The following is a 16,062-nucleotide window of genomic DNA, read 5'->3' as shown; positions in this document are numbered from 1 at the left end:
CACCACGGACAGGTTGCTCACACCCGGGCCTCCAGGCCTGCGCAAAAGCCACAATAAATTCATTACGGGAGTTCAACGAATGTTCAAGTATCTGCAAAACAGCGGGCTGGTGTTACTGACCGCCACTGCACTCACCACCGGCTGCCAGAAGGCCGAAGATGGCGCTAACAGCCCAAGTGCGAAAGCCCCTGCTGCCGCAAGTGCGGCTGCCCTCTCCCGACCCGCTGACGCCCACACTCCATTCTTCCCGGCCTCAGATCCCACCAATTCCGGTGGCTGGGTTTTGAACCATGACCTCAGCGATGAATTTGAGGGTGAACAACTGGATGAGTCCAAGTGGTTTATCGAAGGTGCCAATGGCGACTACTACATCTGGAAGGGCCGCGCGCCATCCCAGTTTGTCCCCCATAACGTGCGGGTCGAAGACGGTAAACTGAAACTCAGGACTGCCTGGGAGCCCGATTACGACTTTATTCAGGAAGCCTACTCCGACGGCAATATGGGGTCGGCGAAGTACGGCGAATGGAAAGGCGAGCCAATGCCGGTCACTACCGCCGGTGTAATCACCAAAAAGCGGTTTCTGTACGGCTATATGGAGGTTAAATCCAAAGTCGGCGACGCCGCGATTACCGGCGCCTTTTGGGGTATAGGCTACGAGCAGGAGCTCGACGTATACGAGCAAATGGGTAACCCCAAGAAAGAGGGTAATATCGGTGCCCGGGACTCCCTCGCCACCGGGCACGACTGGAGCCCCCCGGCGGAACGCCCCACCAACGTCTTCCAGCACGTCGAACGCCTGCCCTATCGCACCGCGGATGAGTTTCATGTGTACGGTGCGGAGTGGGGACCTGATTACCTGAAAATATTTATCGATGGCAGAGAGGTCCACAGTTTCACCCAGGATGATGTGGGGCTGGACTGGATTTTGAACAACCCGATGGAAATCTGGCTGGATTCAGAGATATTCCATTGGCTGGGGTTGCCCCACAAGGAAGAGCTGCCGGTGGATTTCGAAATTGAATACCTGCGGGTTTGGCAGAAGCCCGACTCCAATCTGCTGGCACGGCAGTTCTATGGCTTTGAAGGCCCTATTCTCTTCGAACAAAACCCGCGACCGCTAAAGCTGGTGCCAGAGAATTCTGAAAACAACGACTACCAGAAATTCTGGACGATCGAAGGTGGTTCAGAAAAATACCTGACTATTGTCGAGGGCGACTACGCCACCGGCGTGAACAGCCTGAAATTCTCCGGCTACGGCAAGAATGAACACATGGAAATTGATAAGGCAGTGGCTATCACTCCAAATGGGGCGCTGAACCTCCCCGCCGGCGAATTTATCCTGTCCATGAAAGTCTGGCTGGATCAGGGTCGCATCGCCGACAAAATCCACGTGATTTTGGAAAACCCCGAACTGGCCGAGAACCCTGAACTGGAAGTAACTTTCGATGAGCTGAAAAGTCTGCCCAGGCGTCAATGGGTAGAGGTCGAGCAGAGGATTACCCGCACCCAGCCCTCGAGCGCCAACGACCGAATGCGCATTGAGATTCGCAAGCAGGAACTGCCCGAGACCAAAGCGGCGAAGCTGTTTATCGATGATATCGGGATTCGTGCCGTCGACTAGCTCCCGGCTTCAGGACACCTGCACAGGATCGCATAGGCCAAACTCGGAACCAAAAGTTTACCTAATTACCACCTAAGCTAAGCGTCGTGCAGCCGGCACTATGTTAGGCCTGGCTGCGGGGGCTTGCTTTCAAGACCCTCGACAGCAGGGATGCTGTCGTGGAGCCTCGAGCCCGCCCCGCGAGCAGAGCGAGTGCTTTGGGTGCATGGATGGATGCACGGCGAGTCTTGAAAGCAAGTCCCTGTAGCCAGGCCGGGAGCAAAGCTGCTGTCCCAGAGGCTACAGGGTATATGTTTACTATCACCGATAGCTGGCTTATTCATCGGCGCAATTAGGAAAGTTTATGAAGGAGACTACCATGGTAAGAGCAATGGCCAGCGCGCTGCTGTCCTGTGTGCTGATGCTGGCATCGACCAGCTGTAGCGCGGAGGCCCAACAGCGCCCTAACATTCTCCTGATTCTCGCGGATGATCTCGGCTATGCCGATGTCGGTTTTAATGGCTCAACGGACATAAAAACACCGGAACTGGATCGGCTGGCGGCCGCCGGCATGGTGTTCTCCTCCGCCTATGTGGTACATCCGTTCTGCGGGCCCAGCCGCATGGGCTTGTTGAGCGGGCGCTACCCCTATGAGTACGGCGCGCCGTTTAACCTGCCCCCCCACAGTTCCGGGGACTACCGCGAACACGGAATCAGCCCCAGCGAAACCATGATCAGTACAGTCCTGCAAAACGCCGGCTACCACACCGGCATTATGGGCAAATGGCACCTGGGGCAACAACCACAGTATCACCCCAACAATCGCGGCTTTGACGAATTCTACGGTTTTCAGGGCGGCGGCATTCTCTACTTCGGGCCCTACGAGGCGAACAACGAGGCCGGCACGGTCTGGGACTACAAGGTCTATCCGGAACACAATGGCGTCGCCGACACCAGCCTCACCGAAGCGGACTACATGACCGATGTACTCACCGCCAAGGGGGTAGACTTTATCAATCGGGCCGCCGCCCAGGAGAGCCCGTTTTTTCTCTATATGGCCTACAACGCTCCCCATACGGTGCTGGCAGCAAAAGAGGAAGACATGGCGCTCTACCCGAACCTCCAGGGCAAGCGCAAGATCTACGCCGGCATGGTGCATGCCCTAGATCGCGGTGTTGGCGAGCTGGTCAAGGCGCTGCAGGCCCAGGGGCTGTATGAAAATACCCTGATCGTCTTTCTCAGCGATAACGGCGGCAGAACGGACCAGGGCGCCAATAACAGCCCGTTGCAGGGGGTGAAAGGCGACACCTACGAAGGCGGCTACCGAACCCCCATGTTTTTCCACTGGCCCGGTAAGGTGAAAGCGGGCCAGACCTACGCGCACCCGGTAAGCGCGCTGGATTTCTACCCTACTTTCGCGCGACTTGCCGAAGCCTCTATCCCGGCCGATAAAGACCTCGATGGCAAGGATGTCTGGGCCGATGTACTGGCCGGCAGAAATCCGCGTGCAGGCGAAATCTTCTATACCCTGCGCCACCGCGACAACCAGACAGATTTCGGGGCCAGGCAGGATCAATGGAAGATTGTTCGCGCCGATGGCAAGTGGCAGCTTTTCAATCTCGACGAGGATATCGGCGAACAGCATGATCTCAGCAAAAAGCACCCTGAGCGACTGCGTGAAATGGTAGCTGCCGTGGAAAAAATGACCCGCAATCACCCGCAACCACTGTGGTGGGATTCCAGACAGGCCGAATCCCAGTGGCATAAATCCGGCATGCCGAATCGCCGGAAAATGTTCTCAATCAAATAAAATAACGGATTAATGTTTGCTAGCCTATGATCATTGGAAAAGCTCTATCCAGAAAGAAAACAGCCGGAAAAACGCTAATCAGAAACAAGCTTGTCCGAGCAATATCGCCCGTAAAGCGCTCTGGCGTTCTGCTCCGGTGTTACTTCTGCGCCACATTAATAGCCGCTGCTCAACCCCATCAGGCACTGGCGCAAATAGGCGCCGCCGCTGACAGCACCGCCTTTATTGAAGCCGGGCAAGACTTTCCGGCCGAAGACAAGAATCTGCGCAAGTGGGACGCGCCCACCCTGGCCGATCTCGATCAGGATGGCTATCTTGACCTGCTGCTCAACGATCACGGGTTCAGCGTCAAAATCTACTGGAATAACCGTGGCCGCTACGCCAAACCCTATGACCTGATTATGGGCGATGCCCACGGCATCAGCGTCGGAGACTTTGACAAAGATGGCAACCAGGAGATCGTTATCTCCCGCGGCGGCGGATCCGGAACCAACGCACGGAACTCGGTTATCTTCAGGGTAGATCGAGCGCGCACTATCTCGCGCTTGCCTGAGTTCGATGTCCCCCTCGCCTTTATGCGCGGTCGCACCGTCAAGTTTTTTGATGGTAACAACGACGGCAACCTCGATTTGATCAATTTCGCCTTCCCTGCAACCGGGATGCAAGGACAAACTGAAAACTACATCTACAAGAATGATGGCCAGGGCGGCCTGGTGCTGACGTCGACCATTCCTGCGGTCAACCGCGACGGCCAGAAGACCCTGCTCACCGATTTCAACGGCGACAACATTGTTGACCTGGTGCTCTATGGCGACGGCAACATCAAGGCCTATCAGGGCCTGGGGGATTTCAAGTTCAAGGATGTTAGCGACACTGTTCTGCCCCATGATATCAGCGATGTAACCGGAATCGTTGAACTCGATTACGATAATGATGGTGACTTTGACCTGTACCTGACTCGCGGCCAGGAGTTCGTCTCCGGCGAAACCTTCCACGACAAAGCGACTTCGACCTGGGGCTTCTACACCAAACGCGGGGAGTTTCAGTTCGATGACCTGCCCGCGGAGGATGTTATTCACATAGAAAATTACCAGGCGCCCTGGCCGGACAAGAAAATATTTATCGGCGAATCGGCTTACGAGTATAAATTCCCCGGCGAAACCCATTCTGGCAAAGACCTGACCCTGGTCAACAGTGATGCTCTCGGTTGGCCGGATACTCGCACCGAGAAAGGCATTTATATCGGCTATGTTGGCAACAACAGGTGGAGAATTGCCGGTCATGTCTGGTCGCCGGTCACCGGCGTCGTGCGTGGGGTTAACGACTACCCCGACTTTGCACACAGCAAAGGGTTGGCTGATGTTCTGCTCGAGAATAACAGCGGCAAGTTCCGCGATGTCACCAAGGCTGCCCAACTGGATATCGAGGAACACACCACCGGAGCCGCAGCGGCAGATTTTGACAACAATGGCACACAGGATCTGGTGGTGATGCGCCGGGGCAATCTGGTTACTCCCAACAGGTCCCGCGTCTACCTCAACCAGGGCGACGGTAAATTTAAAGAACTCCCAATGCACGGCGTGGTTTCCACTGAACTCGGCGCAATAGGCATGGGCGTTGAAACCCTGGATTATAACCGCGATGGCAAGGTCGATATCCTGCTCGGCAACGAGCGCGGCAAATGGCACCTGTTTAAAAATACGATCCCCGCTGGCAAGCACGCACAGCAACTGGTGATAGAAGTTGGCTCCTCAGAGACCGCTGCAGCACCCGCCCTGGGCGCGGTGGTGGCGGTGCAAGGTTGTGGTAAAAACCAGGTAAAGCGCGTCGGCACAACAGGTGCGGCCTACTCACTCAGCTATAACAGTTTTTTGCACTTTGGCCTGGGTGATTGCGTGGCACCAGTAAAGGTAAAGGTAACCTGGAGCAACGGCGAGACTGTCAAGCGCGAACTGAAAGCTGGCAAAGCTTTTGAGACCATTGGCGTAAAGTAAACCACAAAGCCCCAGTCGAACAGTGCCAGCAATCCAGTAACCAGGCATCCACCCTGCCCCGAAGCGGACGAATCTATTACAATTCTCTGCGTCTAAAACCCTGACCGAGCCAAATATGAATCCTGCCTGCTTTCACAGTTTCTTTAAGGGAATGCCCTCCATCGTCCTGGAAAACTCGCACTTGCGCTGCGAATGGCTGCCGGGCTATGGATCAAAATTGGCTTCGCTAATCGCCAAAGGCGGCTCTGGAACACGAGAATTGCTCTATCAAGCCAGGACTGAAAAATTAACTAAACCTCCCTACGGGGCTACTTTTTCCGACTACGACCTCAGCGGGTTTGACGAGTGCTTTCCGACCATCACCGAATGTGCTTTTCCCGGTGAGCTGCAGCGCTCGACAGTAGTGCCTGACCACGGCGAACTGTGGACCGCAGCCTGGGAAGTTCTCGCCAGTAGTAGCACCGAAATTACTTTTAGGGCCCGCAGCCAGGCTTTCGGCTATCAGCTTACAAAGTCGATTGCGCTTACGGACAATCGTTTAACCAGTCACTATCAACTCACGCTGCTGGAGGGCCGAAAAGAACTGCCCTTTATCTGGACGCCACACGCTTTATTTAATCCCGGCGCCAATACACAGCTGCTGATTCCCGCCCATATGAACGAGATTATTACGGTTACTGACCACAGTGGCGAGCTCGGTCAGCAGGGGGCAATCCACTCCTACCCCCGCACCACCGCGGCAAATAATAAAGTTGTGGACATCAGCAAGATTGAAGATCGATCGGCACAAAATTGCGAGAAGTTTTATTTTACCAGCACTCTCAAACCGGAAGACCAGTTTGGTTTTATGGACGACCAGCACAGGGTGCTAATGACGGTTGACACCGACAAGGTGCTCTATCTGGGTATCTGGAAAAATCAGGGGGGCTATATGAATGACTACAACTTCGCCCTCGAACCCTGCACCGGTATCTATGACAGCCTCTACGACGCCTACAGCAATAACCGCTGCGCGACCATAACAGAGGGCGAGACCTGCAACTGGTACTTTGTTATGCAAATAGAAGCACTATAGGAGCCGGTAGCGCGTGAACGCTATAGAGTGCCTGCACAGGGCGAGAGAAAGGAATCAAACAAGGCTGCCGGGGACGATAGTGAAGCCCACGGCAGGGTAATCAGGAGCGCTTGGCTTTACCGCGTTTCGCCTTTGGCTTTGCTTTCGCCTGCAAGCGCGCATTGGCATCGCCGAGCAGGTTTTGGGTCAACTCCTCCGCGAGGTCGGCATCGCCTTGCGCTATGGCTTCATAGACAGCGCGGTGAAAGGGGATGGACGTTTCATTCTCCCGGGGGTCCTTGTTGGTTATGCGAATGCTGACCAGCAAAGCGGAGTAAATGACACCCTCCATAGCCTTCAAAAATTCGTTGTGTGCCGCCCGCAACACGGCGCGGTGGAACATGGCGTCGGCAATAATAAAGTTTTCTACGGTGCCTTTTTCCGTTTCCATACGCACGCAGGCTGCTTCGATTTCCGCCACGTCTTCTTTTGTAGCGCGCTCCGCCGCCCAGCGTGCCGCTTTCGGCTCAAAGGCACAGCGGATGTCCATCAACTGCTTCAAAAGATCCGGGTTGGGGGGCGCCGACAGGTGCCAGGCCAGCACATCATCGTCGAGCATCATCCACTGACTGCGAGGCCGCACTTTGGTGCCAATGCCCCGGCGCACCTCCAGCAGGCCCTTGCCCACCAGAATCTTCACTGCGTCACGCACCACTACACGACTGACCTGGTAGCGCTCTGCCAGCGCCCCCTCATCCTCAATAAGGGTACCCGGTTCGAAAGTACCAGCTACAATTCGGCGCCCTATTTCACGCGCCACCTGCACAGACAGACTCGGCGACATGGAGGCCGAGCGCTTTAGATCGTAGTAAACCAATTCGCTCATAAAAAGAATCTAAACATAGTATGTAAGGCCATACTATACCCTTACCGAACTGAAGAACAGGGCCTGACTCAACCTTTCAGGCGCCGCCTGGCATCATTGAGCAGTTTCTCGGTGAGTTGTTCGGCCCGCTCGCCGTCACCGGCGGCGATGGCTTCATAGACTTCCCGGTGAAAAGGCACCGAAGCCCCATTGTCACGGGGATCCTTGTTGGTGACCTTGATGCTGACCAGCAACGCCGAGTAGATGACCCCCTCCATCGCCGCCAGGAATTCATTGTGCGCCGCCCGAATAACGGCCCGGTGAAACAGCGAGTCGGCGATGACAAAATCCTCCGCCGAACCATCTTCTTCAGCCATGCGCTTGCAGGCCGCTTCAATTTCAAGCAGGTCTTCAGGCGTGGCTCGCTCCGCCGCCCAACGCGCTGCCTTGGGTTCGAACGCCAGGCGAATATCCATTAACTGCGCCAGGAATTGCGGGTTGGGCGGCGCCGACAAATGCCAGGCCAGCACATCGTCATCGAGCATATTCCACTGGTTGCGGGGCCGAACCCGGGTACCTATGCCACGGCGAACGTCCAACAAGCCCTTGCCCACCAGTATCTTTACCGCATCACGCACGACCACCCGGCTCACCTGATAGCGTTCAGCCAGTGCGTTTTCGTCATCGATCAGGCTATCCGCTTCGTAAGAGCCAGAAACAATCCGGCGCCCCATCTCCCGTGCCACCTGCACCGACAAGGATGGCGACATTTTAGCCGCCCGTTTTAAATCGTAATATACCAGTTCGCTCATGCCATAAATATAAACATAATATGTTAGTCTGGCAACAGATTTATCACTAATGATTCAAACTGCAAGGGCCCAAAGTGGGAGATGGATCGAAATGCGGGATTGCGGCAGGAGATTAAAACTGTACTGCAAGAAGATCGGCCAGGCTTTCACAGCCAGGCGTCAAAGCAGAGGCGACAGGCGCGCTGCCTGCCACCTCCGGATCGGTACTAGTTCAGCACCATCACATCCATATCCAGCCCGGCGATCACCCGCTCGGCGGTGTTACCGCGGCGAGCTGAGACCATACCGTTCTGCCCCAGGGTACCCATCACCACCAGGTCTGCAGAGACATCCTTGGCCACAGCGGATACCACCTCATCGGTATAGCCCTGGCGCACGTGTATATGCTCGGCTGTGAGACCTGTCTCACGGGCCAGTTTGCCCCGGTCGGGATAGTTAAGTGAGTCGATATAGGCGTTAACCACATGCAACTCGGCCGAATACCGCTCCGCGTAAAACTTGGCGGCCTCCAGCAAGCGTGCGTTGAGCTCCTTTTGCTCATCCCGAGCCGCCTGGAAATTCACCGCGGCCAGGATGACCTTGCGCTGCTCGTGCGCGCCTGGGCGCACCAGAATTACCGGGCAGTCGGCACCCTTTAGCAGGCTCCACTTGGACTCACTGAAGGTCAGGCGACTGTAGCTTACCTTGCGTGGAATCGGCAGCAATATCGCATCGGCCCCAAACACCTTGGCAGAGCGCTGGATTGCTTCCTGCCACTCATGGGACCAGCACACTTCAACCTGGTACTTGATGTTGTTTTCTTCAATCGGACGCCGGATAACCTCTTCGAACCATTTCTGGTTGCGATACAGACTGTCGTTGGTGGCACGAGTGTCCACTGCCTCGCCGTCGACACAGACAAACACATGCAGAATCGCAGTCGGCTCCCTGAGCTTGGCGGTGATGATCGCCCGCTGCAAGGCCAGGTGCTCCTCTTCGTTAGGGTTAACGCATACTAATAACTTATCCGGTTTATCCATGCTGATACCTCAAATATAGGTCGTGATCAAAAAAGGTCACTAATGTTGATTATTAGAAAGTCGTACCCTTCTGCCTGACAACACAGTATTGCACCGGTTTACAGTAACAGTAACAGTAGGACCCGACAACCGCGCACAAAACGCAGCGTCAGGGCAGGATAATAGCGCCGCATGCAGCTCGAGTACAGACAACCCGGCTTCGGCGCACCATCCGGCTACTTTTGGTACATCCCCCGGCCGCGCTGCACTGATCTAGCGCTCTTTGATAAAGCCAGCCCGATAGGCCTCAAGCAAACGCTGCAGAACCACTATTTCCTGCTGCAAGCCCTTGCCCTCATCGGTATCCAGCACTCGCAATGGCGTAGCCACCGTCTCCAGGCACTGGATGTCCCCGGCGCTCTGCGCCCCGCCCTCCAGGCACTTGTCGATTGACTCGAATGGCTGGTGGGCAACCAGCTGCAAACTGTGGGCACTATAAATCAAAGTGTAGCCCGACAACCCGGTCTCCTTGCGGTAGGCCTTGGAAAAGCCACCATCGATCACCAACAGCTTACCATTGGCTTTAATAGGACTCTCGCCCTTGCGTACTTTAACCGGCACATGACCGTTTATAATGCGCCCCCGGTCCGGGTCGACACCGAACTCCTGCAGGATTTTACGCGCTGCGGCCTCCTCGTTGCGCAAATCGTAGTAAGCGTTGCGGCCCTCGGCATGAAGCTCTTTTTCAGCGACAAAATACCGCTCGAAAGTCGCCATTTTCTCTTTGCCAAACAGGGGTGATTGGGCACCGCACCACAAGTACCACATCGCATCCATACCGTAGGCTTTTTCCGCGCTGCCGGCGGCGGAAAAATAACCCTGCCGTGCCAGCCGCTCAACCCGGTCGACAAAGGCTTTACCGGCGTAAGCCTCCCCGGCCACCTCAAATGCTTTGAATGAACCGTCCGCATTCATGGCCACACAACCGTGATACATCAGGTTACCGTTGTGCACCAGGTACATTCCGCCCCGGGAAAACAAGAAGCGCACGTGCTTTTGCAGACTGGTACTGTCGGTAAAGGACAGCCTGAGCTTGTCCACCACGCGCTGCTCCTGAGGCGACAGGGCGTAGGGATCGTTCGGATCGACGGTTGGAAAATTTGTATCCAGCAAGGCGTAGACCCCGTCACCGATGGTCACCGTGCCCCGGGCATGGTCAATCTTGTCCAACTGCAACCGATCCGCCATCTGGTATTGCGGCCGCCGCTGCACAATCTGCCCCTCCAGCTTCAACTGGATAATGGCGATGGCTTTTTGCATTTGCGCCAGCAGCTTGATCTCCCGCTCGGTGATTTCCTGCCCCTCGGCGATCTTGGGTATAAATCGCTGGCAGGGATCGTCGCCATAGGTTTCCATGGCAAAGGAGGCCAGCGGCAACATGCTCACCGCATAGCCGCTCTCCAGGGTTTCCAGGTCCGCATAGCGCAGGGCAATCCTGATGACATTGGCAATACAGGCTTCGCTGCCAGCCGCAGCCCCCATCCAGACGATATCGTGGTTACCCCACTGAATATCGACACTGTGGTAGTTTATTAGGGCGTCCATAATATGGTGGGCGCCGGGGCCGCGGTCGTAGATGTCGCCGATCACATGCAGGCGCGATACCGCCAGGCTCTGGATCAACTCCGCCAGGGCGACCACAAACGCCTGGGCACTGCGGGTGGCTATGATGGAGTCGTAGATGCTTTGGTAATAGGCGCTGCGACTCTGCACACTCTCGTGCTCATACAGCAACTCCTCCAAGATGCCGGCGTACTCCGCCGACATAAGCTGCCGGATCCTGGCCCGGGTATAGAGTGAGGAAAACTCGCGACACACCCGGATAAGGCGCTGCAACGCCTGCCGCAACCAGGCGCCAGCGTCGGCCTCGTTCTGCAACACCAGGGAAATCTTGCTTTCCGGGTAGTAAATCAGGGTCGCCAACTCATGCTGTTCAGGCGCGCCGAGGTCATCGCCGAAGGCGTCGCGAATGGCCTGTTTTATCGAACCGGAGCCGTTTTTCAGCACATGGCTGAAGGTGGCGTATTCGCCGTGGATATCCGACACAAAGTGTTCGGTACCCTTGAGCAGGTTAAGCTCGGACTGCAGATTGATAATGGCCGTCGACGCGGCCTGGATGGAGGGGTACTGCATGGCCAGGGTCTTCAGGCCGGGTAGCTCTTGTTCACTGATGTTCATAGGGCCTGTCTCACTTGTAGGACGGCTGGCACTGGGAGTGCGCGCCTGGGCAAAGAGAGCCTCCCTGCCCCGGCACATGATGCTGTTCATTGTTTACCGCTGGGATCGCTATCAATGGACCTCTTACCGACGGATACCGATGGACCTTTTTTATTAGCAGGCCTTTTTATTAGCGGGCCACTTGATAGGTAGACTTTACCGGCGGCCCATGGCGCTGGCAAGCCATCTGCAGCAATAACCCGATATATTACAGAAATATGGATATTGCAGAGTTAAACCCAGCCACCTGGAAAGGATTGCGTACTAGCCCAAGGCATTGCTAATCCGGGGCAACAACGAAACACTTCCTGCGCTGTTTCCCGAATATTACAGGGTCAACCCGCAATTGCCGCAACCACTGGCAGCAGGCATTTTACCGGGGCTTAATCATGATAGAGTGCGGAGCGGCCACCATCAACGATCAAACTCTGCCCGGTCATAAAGCTGGACTCACTGCTCGCCAGGAACAGGGCCGGATAAGCCATTTCCCCGGTGGAACTGTTGCGCTTCAGCGGATGGACATTGGCAATGGCCGCCCGCGCCGCGGCCGGATCCGGCGTCTTGGCCCAGGCCTTGAAAGCGGCCGGTGTTTCAACCATGCCCGGGCAAAGCGCGTTGACGCGGATATTGTACTGGCCAAATTCTACCGCCAGGTTACGAGTGAGTCCGATCACCGCATGCTTGGTAACAGCGTAGGGAAAATAATTGGGCACGATCTTGAACGAGTGCACGGAGCCAATATTGACAATACTGCCAACACCGGCGGCTTTCATATGGGGCAAGACCTCGCGACAGCACTTCCACATGCCATCCACATTGACGGCAAAATTACGCTGCCACTGTTCATCAGTTGTCTCCAGCACATCGCTACTGACACTGATCAAGGCGGCGTTGTTGACCAGAATAGTCGGCGCGCCGAGCTTGTCCACGGTTTCCTGCACCATCGCCGCCACCGCGGCCGAGCTGGAAATATCCGTTTTGACAAATATAGCCTGATATCCTTGCCCATTGAGATCGGCGACGACTTCTGCGCCCAGCTCCCCATTGATGTCGGCCACACAGACCCTGGCACCCTGCTTGCAAAACAGCTCGGCAATGGCGTGACCAATGCCGTCTGCCGCCCCTGTTACAATCGCGACCTGATCTTTTAATCTCTCTGTCATACTATTACCCCGATAACTTGACGACTTAAAACACTACCCCTGTGTACATACCTTCGGCTCTCTCTCAACATCAGGCACCAGCTGCTGCTCAATCTCTTCGATGGACTTGCCCTTGGTTTCCGGCAGGATAAACACCATCACCAGCATACCCACAAAAGCAATAAAGCCGTAATTGAAGAAGGTGTTGGCCGCCCCCAGGTTCTCCAGCTGCCAGGGGAAAAACTGTTGAATCAAGTAGCTGGAAATACTCTGCACCAGGGCGGCAAATGGCAGGGCCACACTCCTGACTTTATTCGGGAAAATCTCCGCAAACACCACCCACATGATTGGCCCAATGGACATATTAAACGCCGCCAGGAAAGCAAATATGCCAAACAACACAAACACCGCCTCGATCTGGATAGTGGCGTTAATGACCGGCCCGCTCACCAACGGCAATTCCTTGGCGGAATAGACCTTGGCCAGGTCCTTTTTCAGCGCCACATCACTGGCATAGCTGCTGCCAACAAAGGACTGCAGCTTGCTGGTATCGACCTGTTGCGCCGCGATTTCAGTCAAGGCGGTGTCATCCAACACATAATTGGCAGACTTAAAGCCATACCAGGTGGAGCCGTGGGCAAGCACGATAAGCGCCAACCCGGCAATGGTCAGGGTGCGTCGCCCCCACTTCTCCACAAAGGTAATCGCCACCAGGGTAAACACCACCGCAACCCCACCCAGGGTTATGGTTTGCATAAAGGTATCCTCGACACTCATACCGATCTGTTCGAACACGGTGGGCGCAAAGAACAACACTGCGTTCATGCCGGAGGCCCCCTGCACCACCGCGTAACAGATCGCAATGGCCAGCACCAATGTCATAGGCTTGCTAAACAGGGTCTTGAGCTGAGTAACCGTGTCGTGCTTTTGGTCTTCATGAATGCTGTGCCTGACATCGGCAATAATGTGTTCGACCTGGTCGGCGTGGGCAATTTTAGTGAACACCTCCCTGGCGGAATCCACTCTACCGGCGATGATCAACCAGCGCGGTGACTCGGGAATGGTCAGCAACATGGACACCCACAGAATATTGGGCAGCAATTCAAAGCCCAGCATAAGGCGCCAGACATTTTCCTCGTGCAACCAACTGATATCGCCCATGGCCTTAACCAGGAAATAGTTGGCAATAAAGGCGATCAAGCTACCCAGGGTGATCAGCAACTGGTTGACTGAAACAAAGCGACCCCGCGTCTCCGCCGGCGCAATTTCGCCAATATACATGGCCGAAACCGTGATCGAGGCAAACGCAACACCACCGATAAAGCGACCAAAGATCAACATGGGGAAGTTGACCGCCAGCGAGGAGATGATGGTCGACAGCGAATAGGTCAAGGCAATGGCTATCAGCACCTTCTTGCGGCCGAAGCGGTCGCAAAAGGTACCGGTAAAAAACAACGCCAGGATCACCCCGACGATGGCACAACCTACCAGTGCCCCGGTTTGCATGCTGGTCAGCTCAAACTGGGAACTGACAAAGCGCACGACCCCGGAGATATTGGCCGCATCCAGGCCGAACACGAACCCGCCAAATGCGGCAATGAGCGAGTACATGGTCACTTTTCTATCGGTGCTATTCTTAATCATGAGTCAGTTCCTGTAGAACCAGTCTTTTATTAACTTATTAGAAAAACCTGATTAACCGCTCAATAATCAACCGGAAACTGCTGGTAATCATCGCTTGTTGCGCTTCAGGCTCTTGTTGCCGGTGCGGGGTCAAAGCAGCAAAGGCTGCCAGTAAGCTTATACAGCAGGCGACCACGCGGACCTTTCCGCACCGACAGGCCAATTTAAACATATGATGTTTATAATTTCAATATGTTTGTGTGCCTACTGAATCCCGTTTCGTTGTACACGGCTGCTGTGCTACTGCCCATCAACCCTGTGCTGACCGGTTTGCAACCAACGAATAAATGCCTCATGGCCCGGCGCGCGCTGGGCTGCCGCTGCCAGCACCTCCGCCCGCTGGCGCAGATTCTCCTCTACCTTGGGGAAAACCGAAGCATCGACATTGGGCGCATAAGCCCTTGGTCGTACCCCCATGCCCTCCAGCACCGCGTACCAACTCTCATCGGCAAAAAGATCCTGCGGATTTTTAAAGAGCCGGCCATTGGCTTTAAACAGCGACAGCTTTCGCTGCAGGGAATCCGGTATTGCCAACTCCTGCCAGCGGCGCCAGAAGTCCGAGTCGGTGCGTCGGGAGGGACAGTAGTGAAGCACTATAAAATCCCGGATGCACTCGAACTCCATATCCATCAACCGGTTGAACTCATCCACTGTGACCTGATCGAGGTGATTATCCGGGAGCAGCTCGATAAAATTCAGCAGCGCCCGCATAACCAGGTAAATACCGGTAGACTCCAGTGGCTCGAGGAAGCCGGAAGACAACCCCACCGCCAGGCAGTTCTGGTGCCAGTGACGGGCGCGCTTGCCCGTCCTGAACCTAAGCACCCGGGGATCGGTCACCAACTCCCCCTTCACCTGCCGGGCCAAGGCCTCCAGCGCCGTTTCGTCATCACAGAAATCACTGCAGTAGACGTAGCCGTTGCCGGTTCTCGATTGCAGCGGAATACGCCAGCGCCAGCCGTGTGCGTGCGCCGTAGCCTCGGTATAGGGCGGCAATGGCGAGGTGTTAGTAGTCTGCACCACCGCGGCGCGATTCACTGGGAGAAAGTGACTCCAGTCGACGAAGTCTACTCCCAACGCCTTCTCAATTAGCAGAGCCGCTTGACCGCTGCAATCGATAAAAAAGTCGCCCTCCAGCTTGCTACCATCGTGCAGCACTACCTCCTTGATACGACCATTGTCAGCCAGGTTGACCCCGCCTATATGGGAGCGGATATGGGTGACGTTTCTGGCCCTGGAGTACTCTGCAAAATAGTTTGCCATCAAGCCGGCATCGAGCTGAAAAGCGTAAGTGGAACCGGACAGTGCTGTTTTCTGGTTCGGGTCCGGAATCACGAAATGATTGAGCTTTGCCATGGCGATGGACGGTGAAAAATCCGTGTATTCATTTTGACCGCCGTGGAACCGGCTTTTGAGCCAGTGTTGATAAAAGGCTACGCCATCTATCTTGTTACCTATGGAACCAAACGGGTGCCAATAGTGGTGGCCCTTATCCAGCCAATCAACAAATTTAATGCCCAGTTTAAAGGTCGCTTGGGTGCGCGCAATAAAGTCACTCTTGGGTATGGCCAGGAAATCGAGCAAATCGACCATTGAGGGAATGGTTGACTCACCGACTCCCACTGTGGGTATGTCGGGAGATTCCACCAGGGTTACCCGGCACTGCAGGTGCTCCATTACCCGCGCCAGGATTGCCGCAGACATCCAGCCAGCAGTGCCTCCACCCACTATTACGAAATGCCTGAGCAAATTGTCGCTGGCTGCTGCCATTGTGCCCCCCTGTGGTCACCTGCTACCTGAGTGTGTGGCCAGGCGGTGTGGAGCCAG

General features: G+C 55.4%; 11 protein-coding genes. 4 read left to right on the top strand and 7 right to left on the bottom strand.

The window, feature by feature from the left end:
- Positions 1–79: 79 nt before the first annotated feature.
- The 4 genes from G8764_RS21060 to G8764_RS21045 all read left to right on the top strand — a co-directional run bounded on the left by G8764_RS21060 (position 80) and on the right by G8764_RS21045 (position 6,479).
- Complete coding sequence (locus G8764_RS21060) at positions 80–1,621, top strand: family 16 glycosylhydrolase (protein ID WP_166167937.1); 1,542 nt, start codon at positions 80–82, stop codon at positions 1,619–1,621.
- 358 nt (positions 1,622–1,979) lie between these two features.
- A complete protein-coding gene (locus tag G8764_RS21055; protein ID WP_166167934.1) occupies positions 1,980–3,410 on the top strand; it encodes a sulfatase family protein in 1,431 nt (476 codons plus the stop codon).
- A gap of 26 nt (positions 3,411–3,436) precedes the next feature.
- Positions 3,437–5,404: a CRTAC1 family protein gene (locus tag G8764_RS21050; RefSeq protein WP_166167931.1), complete on the top strand. Its 1,968-nt coding sequence runs from the start codon at positions 3,437–3,439 to the stop codon at positions 5,402–5,404.
- A 115-nt stretch (positions 5,405–5,519) separates the two neighbouring features.
- Positions 5,520–6,479 carry an aldose epimerase family protein gene (locus tag G8764_RS21045; RefSeq protein WP_166167928.1) on the top strand — a complete coding sequence of 320 codons (960 nt, stop codon included), beginning with the start codon at positions 5,520–5,522 and terminating at the stop codon, positions 6,477–6,479.
- Positions 6,480–6,579: 100 nt separating this feature from the next.
- On the opposite strand, the gene G8764_RS21040 is transcribed toward G8764_RS21045, so the two are convergent.
- From G8764_RS21040 to G8764_RS21010, 7 genes are all read right to left on the bottom strand, one after another.
- Positions 6,580–7,344 (bottom strand): FadR/GntR family transcriptional regulator, encoded by a 765-nt coding sequence (locus G8764_RS21040; RefSeq protein ID WP_166167925.1) that lies wholly within the window; start codon positions 7,342–7,344, stop codon positions 6,580–6,582.
- 68 nt (positions 7,345–7,412) lie between these two features.
- A complete protein-coding gene (locus tag G8764_RS21035; protein WP_243748937.1) occupies positions 7,413–8,093 on the bottom strand; it encodes a FadR/GntR family transcriptional regulator in 681 nt (226 codons plus the stop codon).
- 248 nt (positions 8,094–8,341) lie between these two features.
- The gene (locus tag G8764_RS21030; RefSeq protein ID WP_166167919.1) at positions 8,342–9,154 is read right to left on the bottom strand and encodes a universal stress protein; all 813 of its coding nucleotides are present in this window, start codon (positions 9,152–9,154) and stop codon (positions 8,342–8,344) included.
- 252 nt (positions 9,155–9,406) lie between these two features.
- Positions 9,407–11,371 carry a fructose-1,6-bisphosphatase gene (locus G8764_RS21025; RefSeq protein ID WP_166167916.1) on the bottom strand — a complete coding sequence of 655 codons (1,965 nt, stop codon included), beginning with the start codon at positions 11,369–11,371 and terminating at the stop codon, positions 9,407–9,409.
- A 422-nt stretch (positions 11,372–11,793) separates the two neighbouring features.
- Positions 11,794–12,573, bottom strand: a complete 780-nt coding sequence (locus G8764_RS21020; protein ID WP_166167913.1) for a glucose 1-dehydrogenase — start codon at positions 12,571–12,573, stop codon at positions 11,794–11,796.
- A gap of 33 nt (positions 12,574–12,606) precedes the next feature.
- Positions 12,607–14,196 (bottom strand): sugar porter family MFS transporter, encoded by a 1,590-nt coding sequence (locus G8764_RS21015; RefSeq protein WP_166167910.1) that lies wholly within the window; start codon positions 14,194–14,196, stop codon positions 12,607–12,609.
- A 279-nt stretch (positions 14,197–14,475) separates the two neighbouring features.
- Entirely contained in the window at positions 14,476–16,005 is a 1,530-nt protein-coding gene (locus G8764_RS21010; RefSeq protein WP_166167907.1) for a tryptophan halogenase family protein, read from the bottom strand.
- Positions 16,006–16,062 lie beyond the last annotated feature (57 nt).

Origin of the sequence: Pseudomaricurvus alcaniphilus, assembly GCF_011440395.1 — a bacterium.
GTDB classification, from domain to species: domain Bacteria; phylum Pseudomonadota; class Gammaproteobacteria; order Pseudomonadales; family Cellvibrionaceae; genus Pseudomaricurvus; species Pseudomaricurvus alcaniphilus.
This window is presented reverse-complemented; position numbering and strand designations above follow the sequence as displayed.

Bases quoted from the DNA above. Each gene is read 5' to 3' on its own strand.
- G8764_RS21060 (WP_166167937.1), top strand. From the start codon at position 80: ATGTTCAAGTATCTGCAAAACAGCGGGCTGGTGTTACTGACCGCCACT.
- G8764_RS21030 (WP_166167919.1), bottom strand. From the start codon at position 9,154: ATGGATAAACCGGATAAGTTATTAGTATGCGTTAACCCTAACGAAGAG.
- G8764_RS21015 (WP_166167910.1), bottom strand. From the start codon at position 14,196: ATGATTAAGAATAGCACCGATAGAAAAGTGACCATGTACTCGCTCATT.
- G8764_RS21020 (WP_166167913.1), bottom strand. From the start codon at position 12,573: ATGACAGAGAGATTAAAAGATCAGGTCGCGATTGTAACAGGGGCGGCA.
- G8764_RS21045 (WP_166167928.1), top strand. From the start codon at position 5,520: ATGAATCCTGCCTGCTTTCACAGTTTCTTTAAGGGAATGCCCTCCATC.
- G8764_RS21035 (WP_243748937.1), bottom strand. From the start codon at position 8,093: ATGTCGCCATCCTTGTCGGTGCAGGTGGCACGGGAGATGGGGCGCCGG.
- G8764_RS21025 (WP_166167916.1), bottom strand. From the start codon at position 11,371: ATGAACATCAGTGAACAAGAGCTACCCGGCCTGAAGACCCTGGCCATG.
- G8764_RS21040 (WP_166167925.1), bottom strand. From the start codon at position 7,344: ATGAGCGAATTGGTTTACTACGATCTAAAGCGCTCGGCCTCCATGTCG.
- G8764_RS21055 (WP_166167934.1), top strand. From the start codon at position 1,980: ATGGTAAGAGCAATGGCCAGCGCGCTGCTGTCCTGTGTGCTGATGCTG.
- G8764_RS21050 (WP_166167931.1), top strand. From the start codon at position 3,437: ATGATCATTGGAAAAGCTCTATCCAGAAAGAAAACAGCCGGAAAAACG.
- G8764_RS21010 (WP_166167907.1), bottom strand. From the start codon at position 16,005: ATGGCAGCAGCCAGCGACAATTTGCTCAGGCATTTCGTAATAGTGGGT.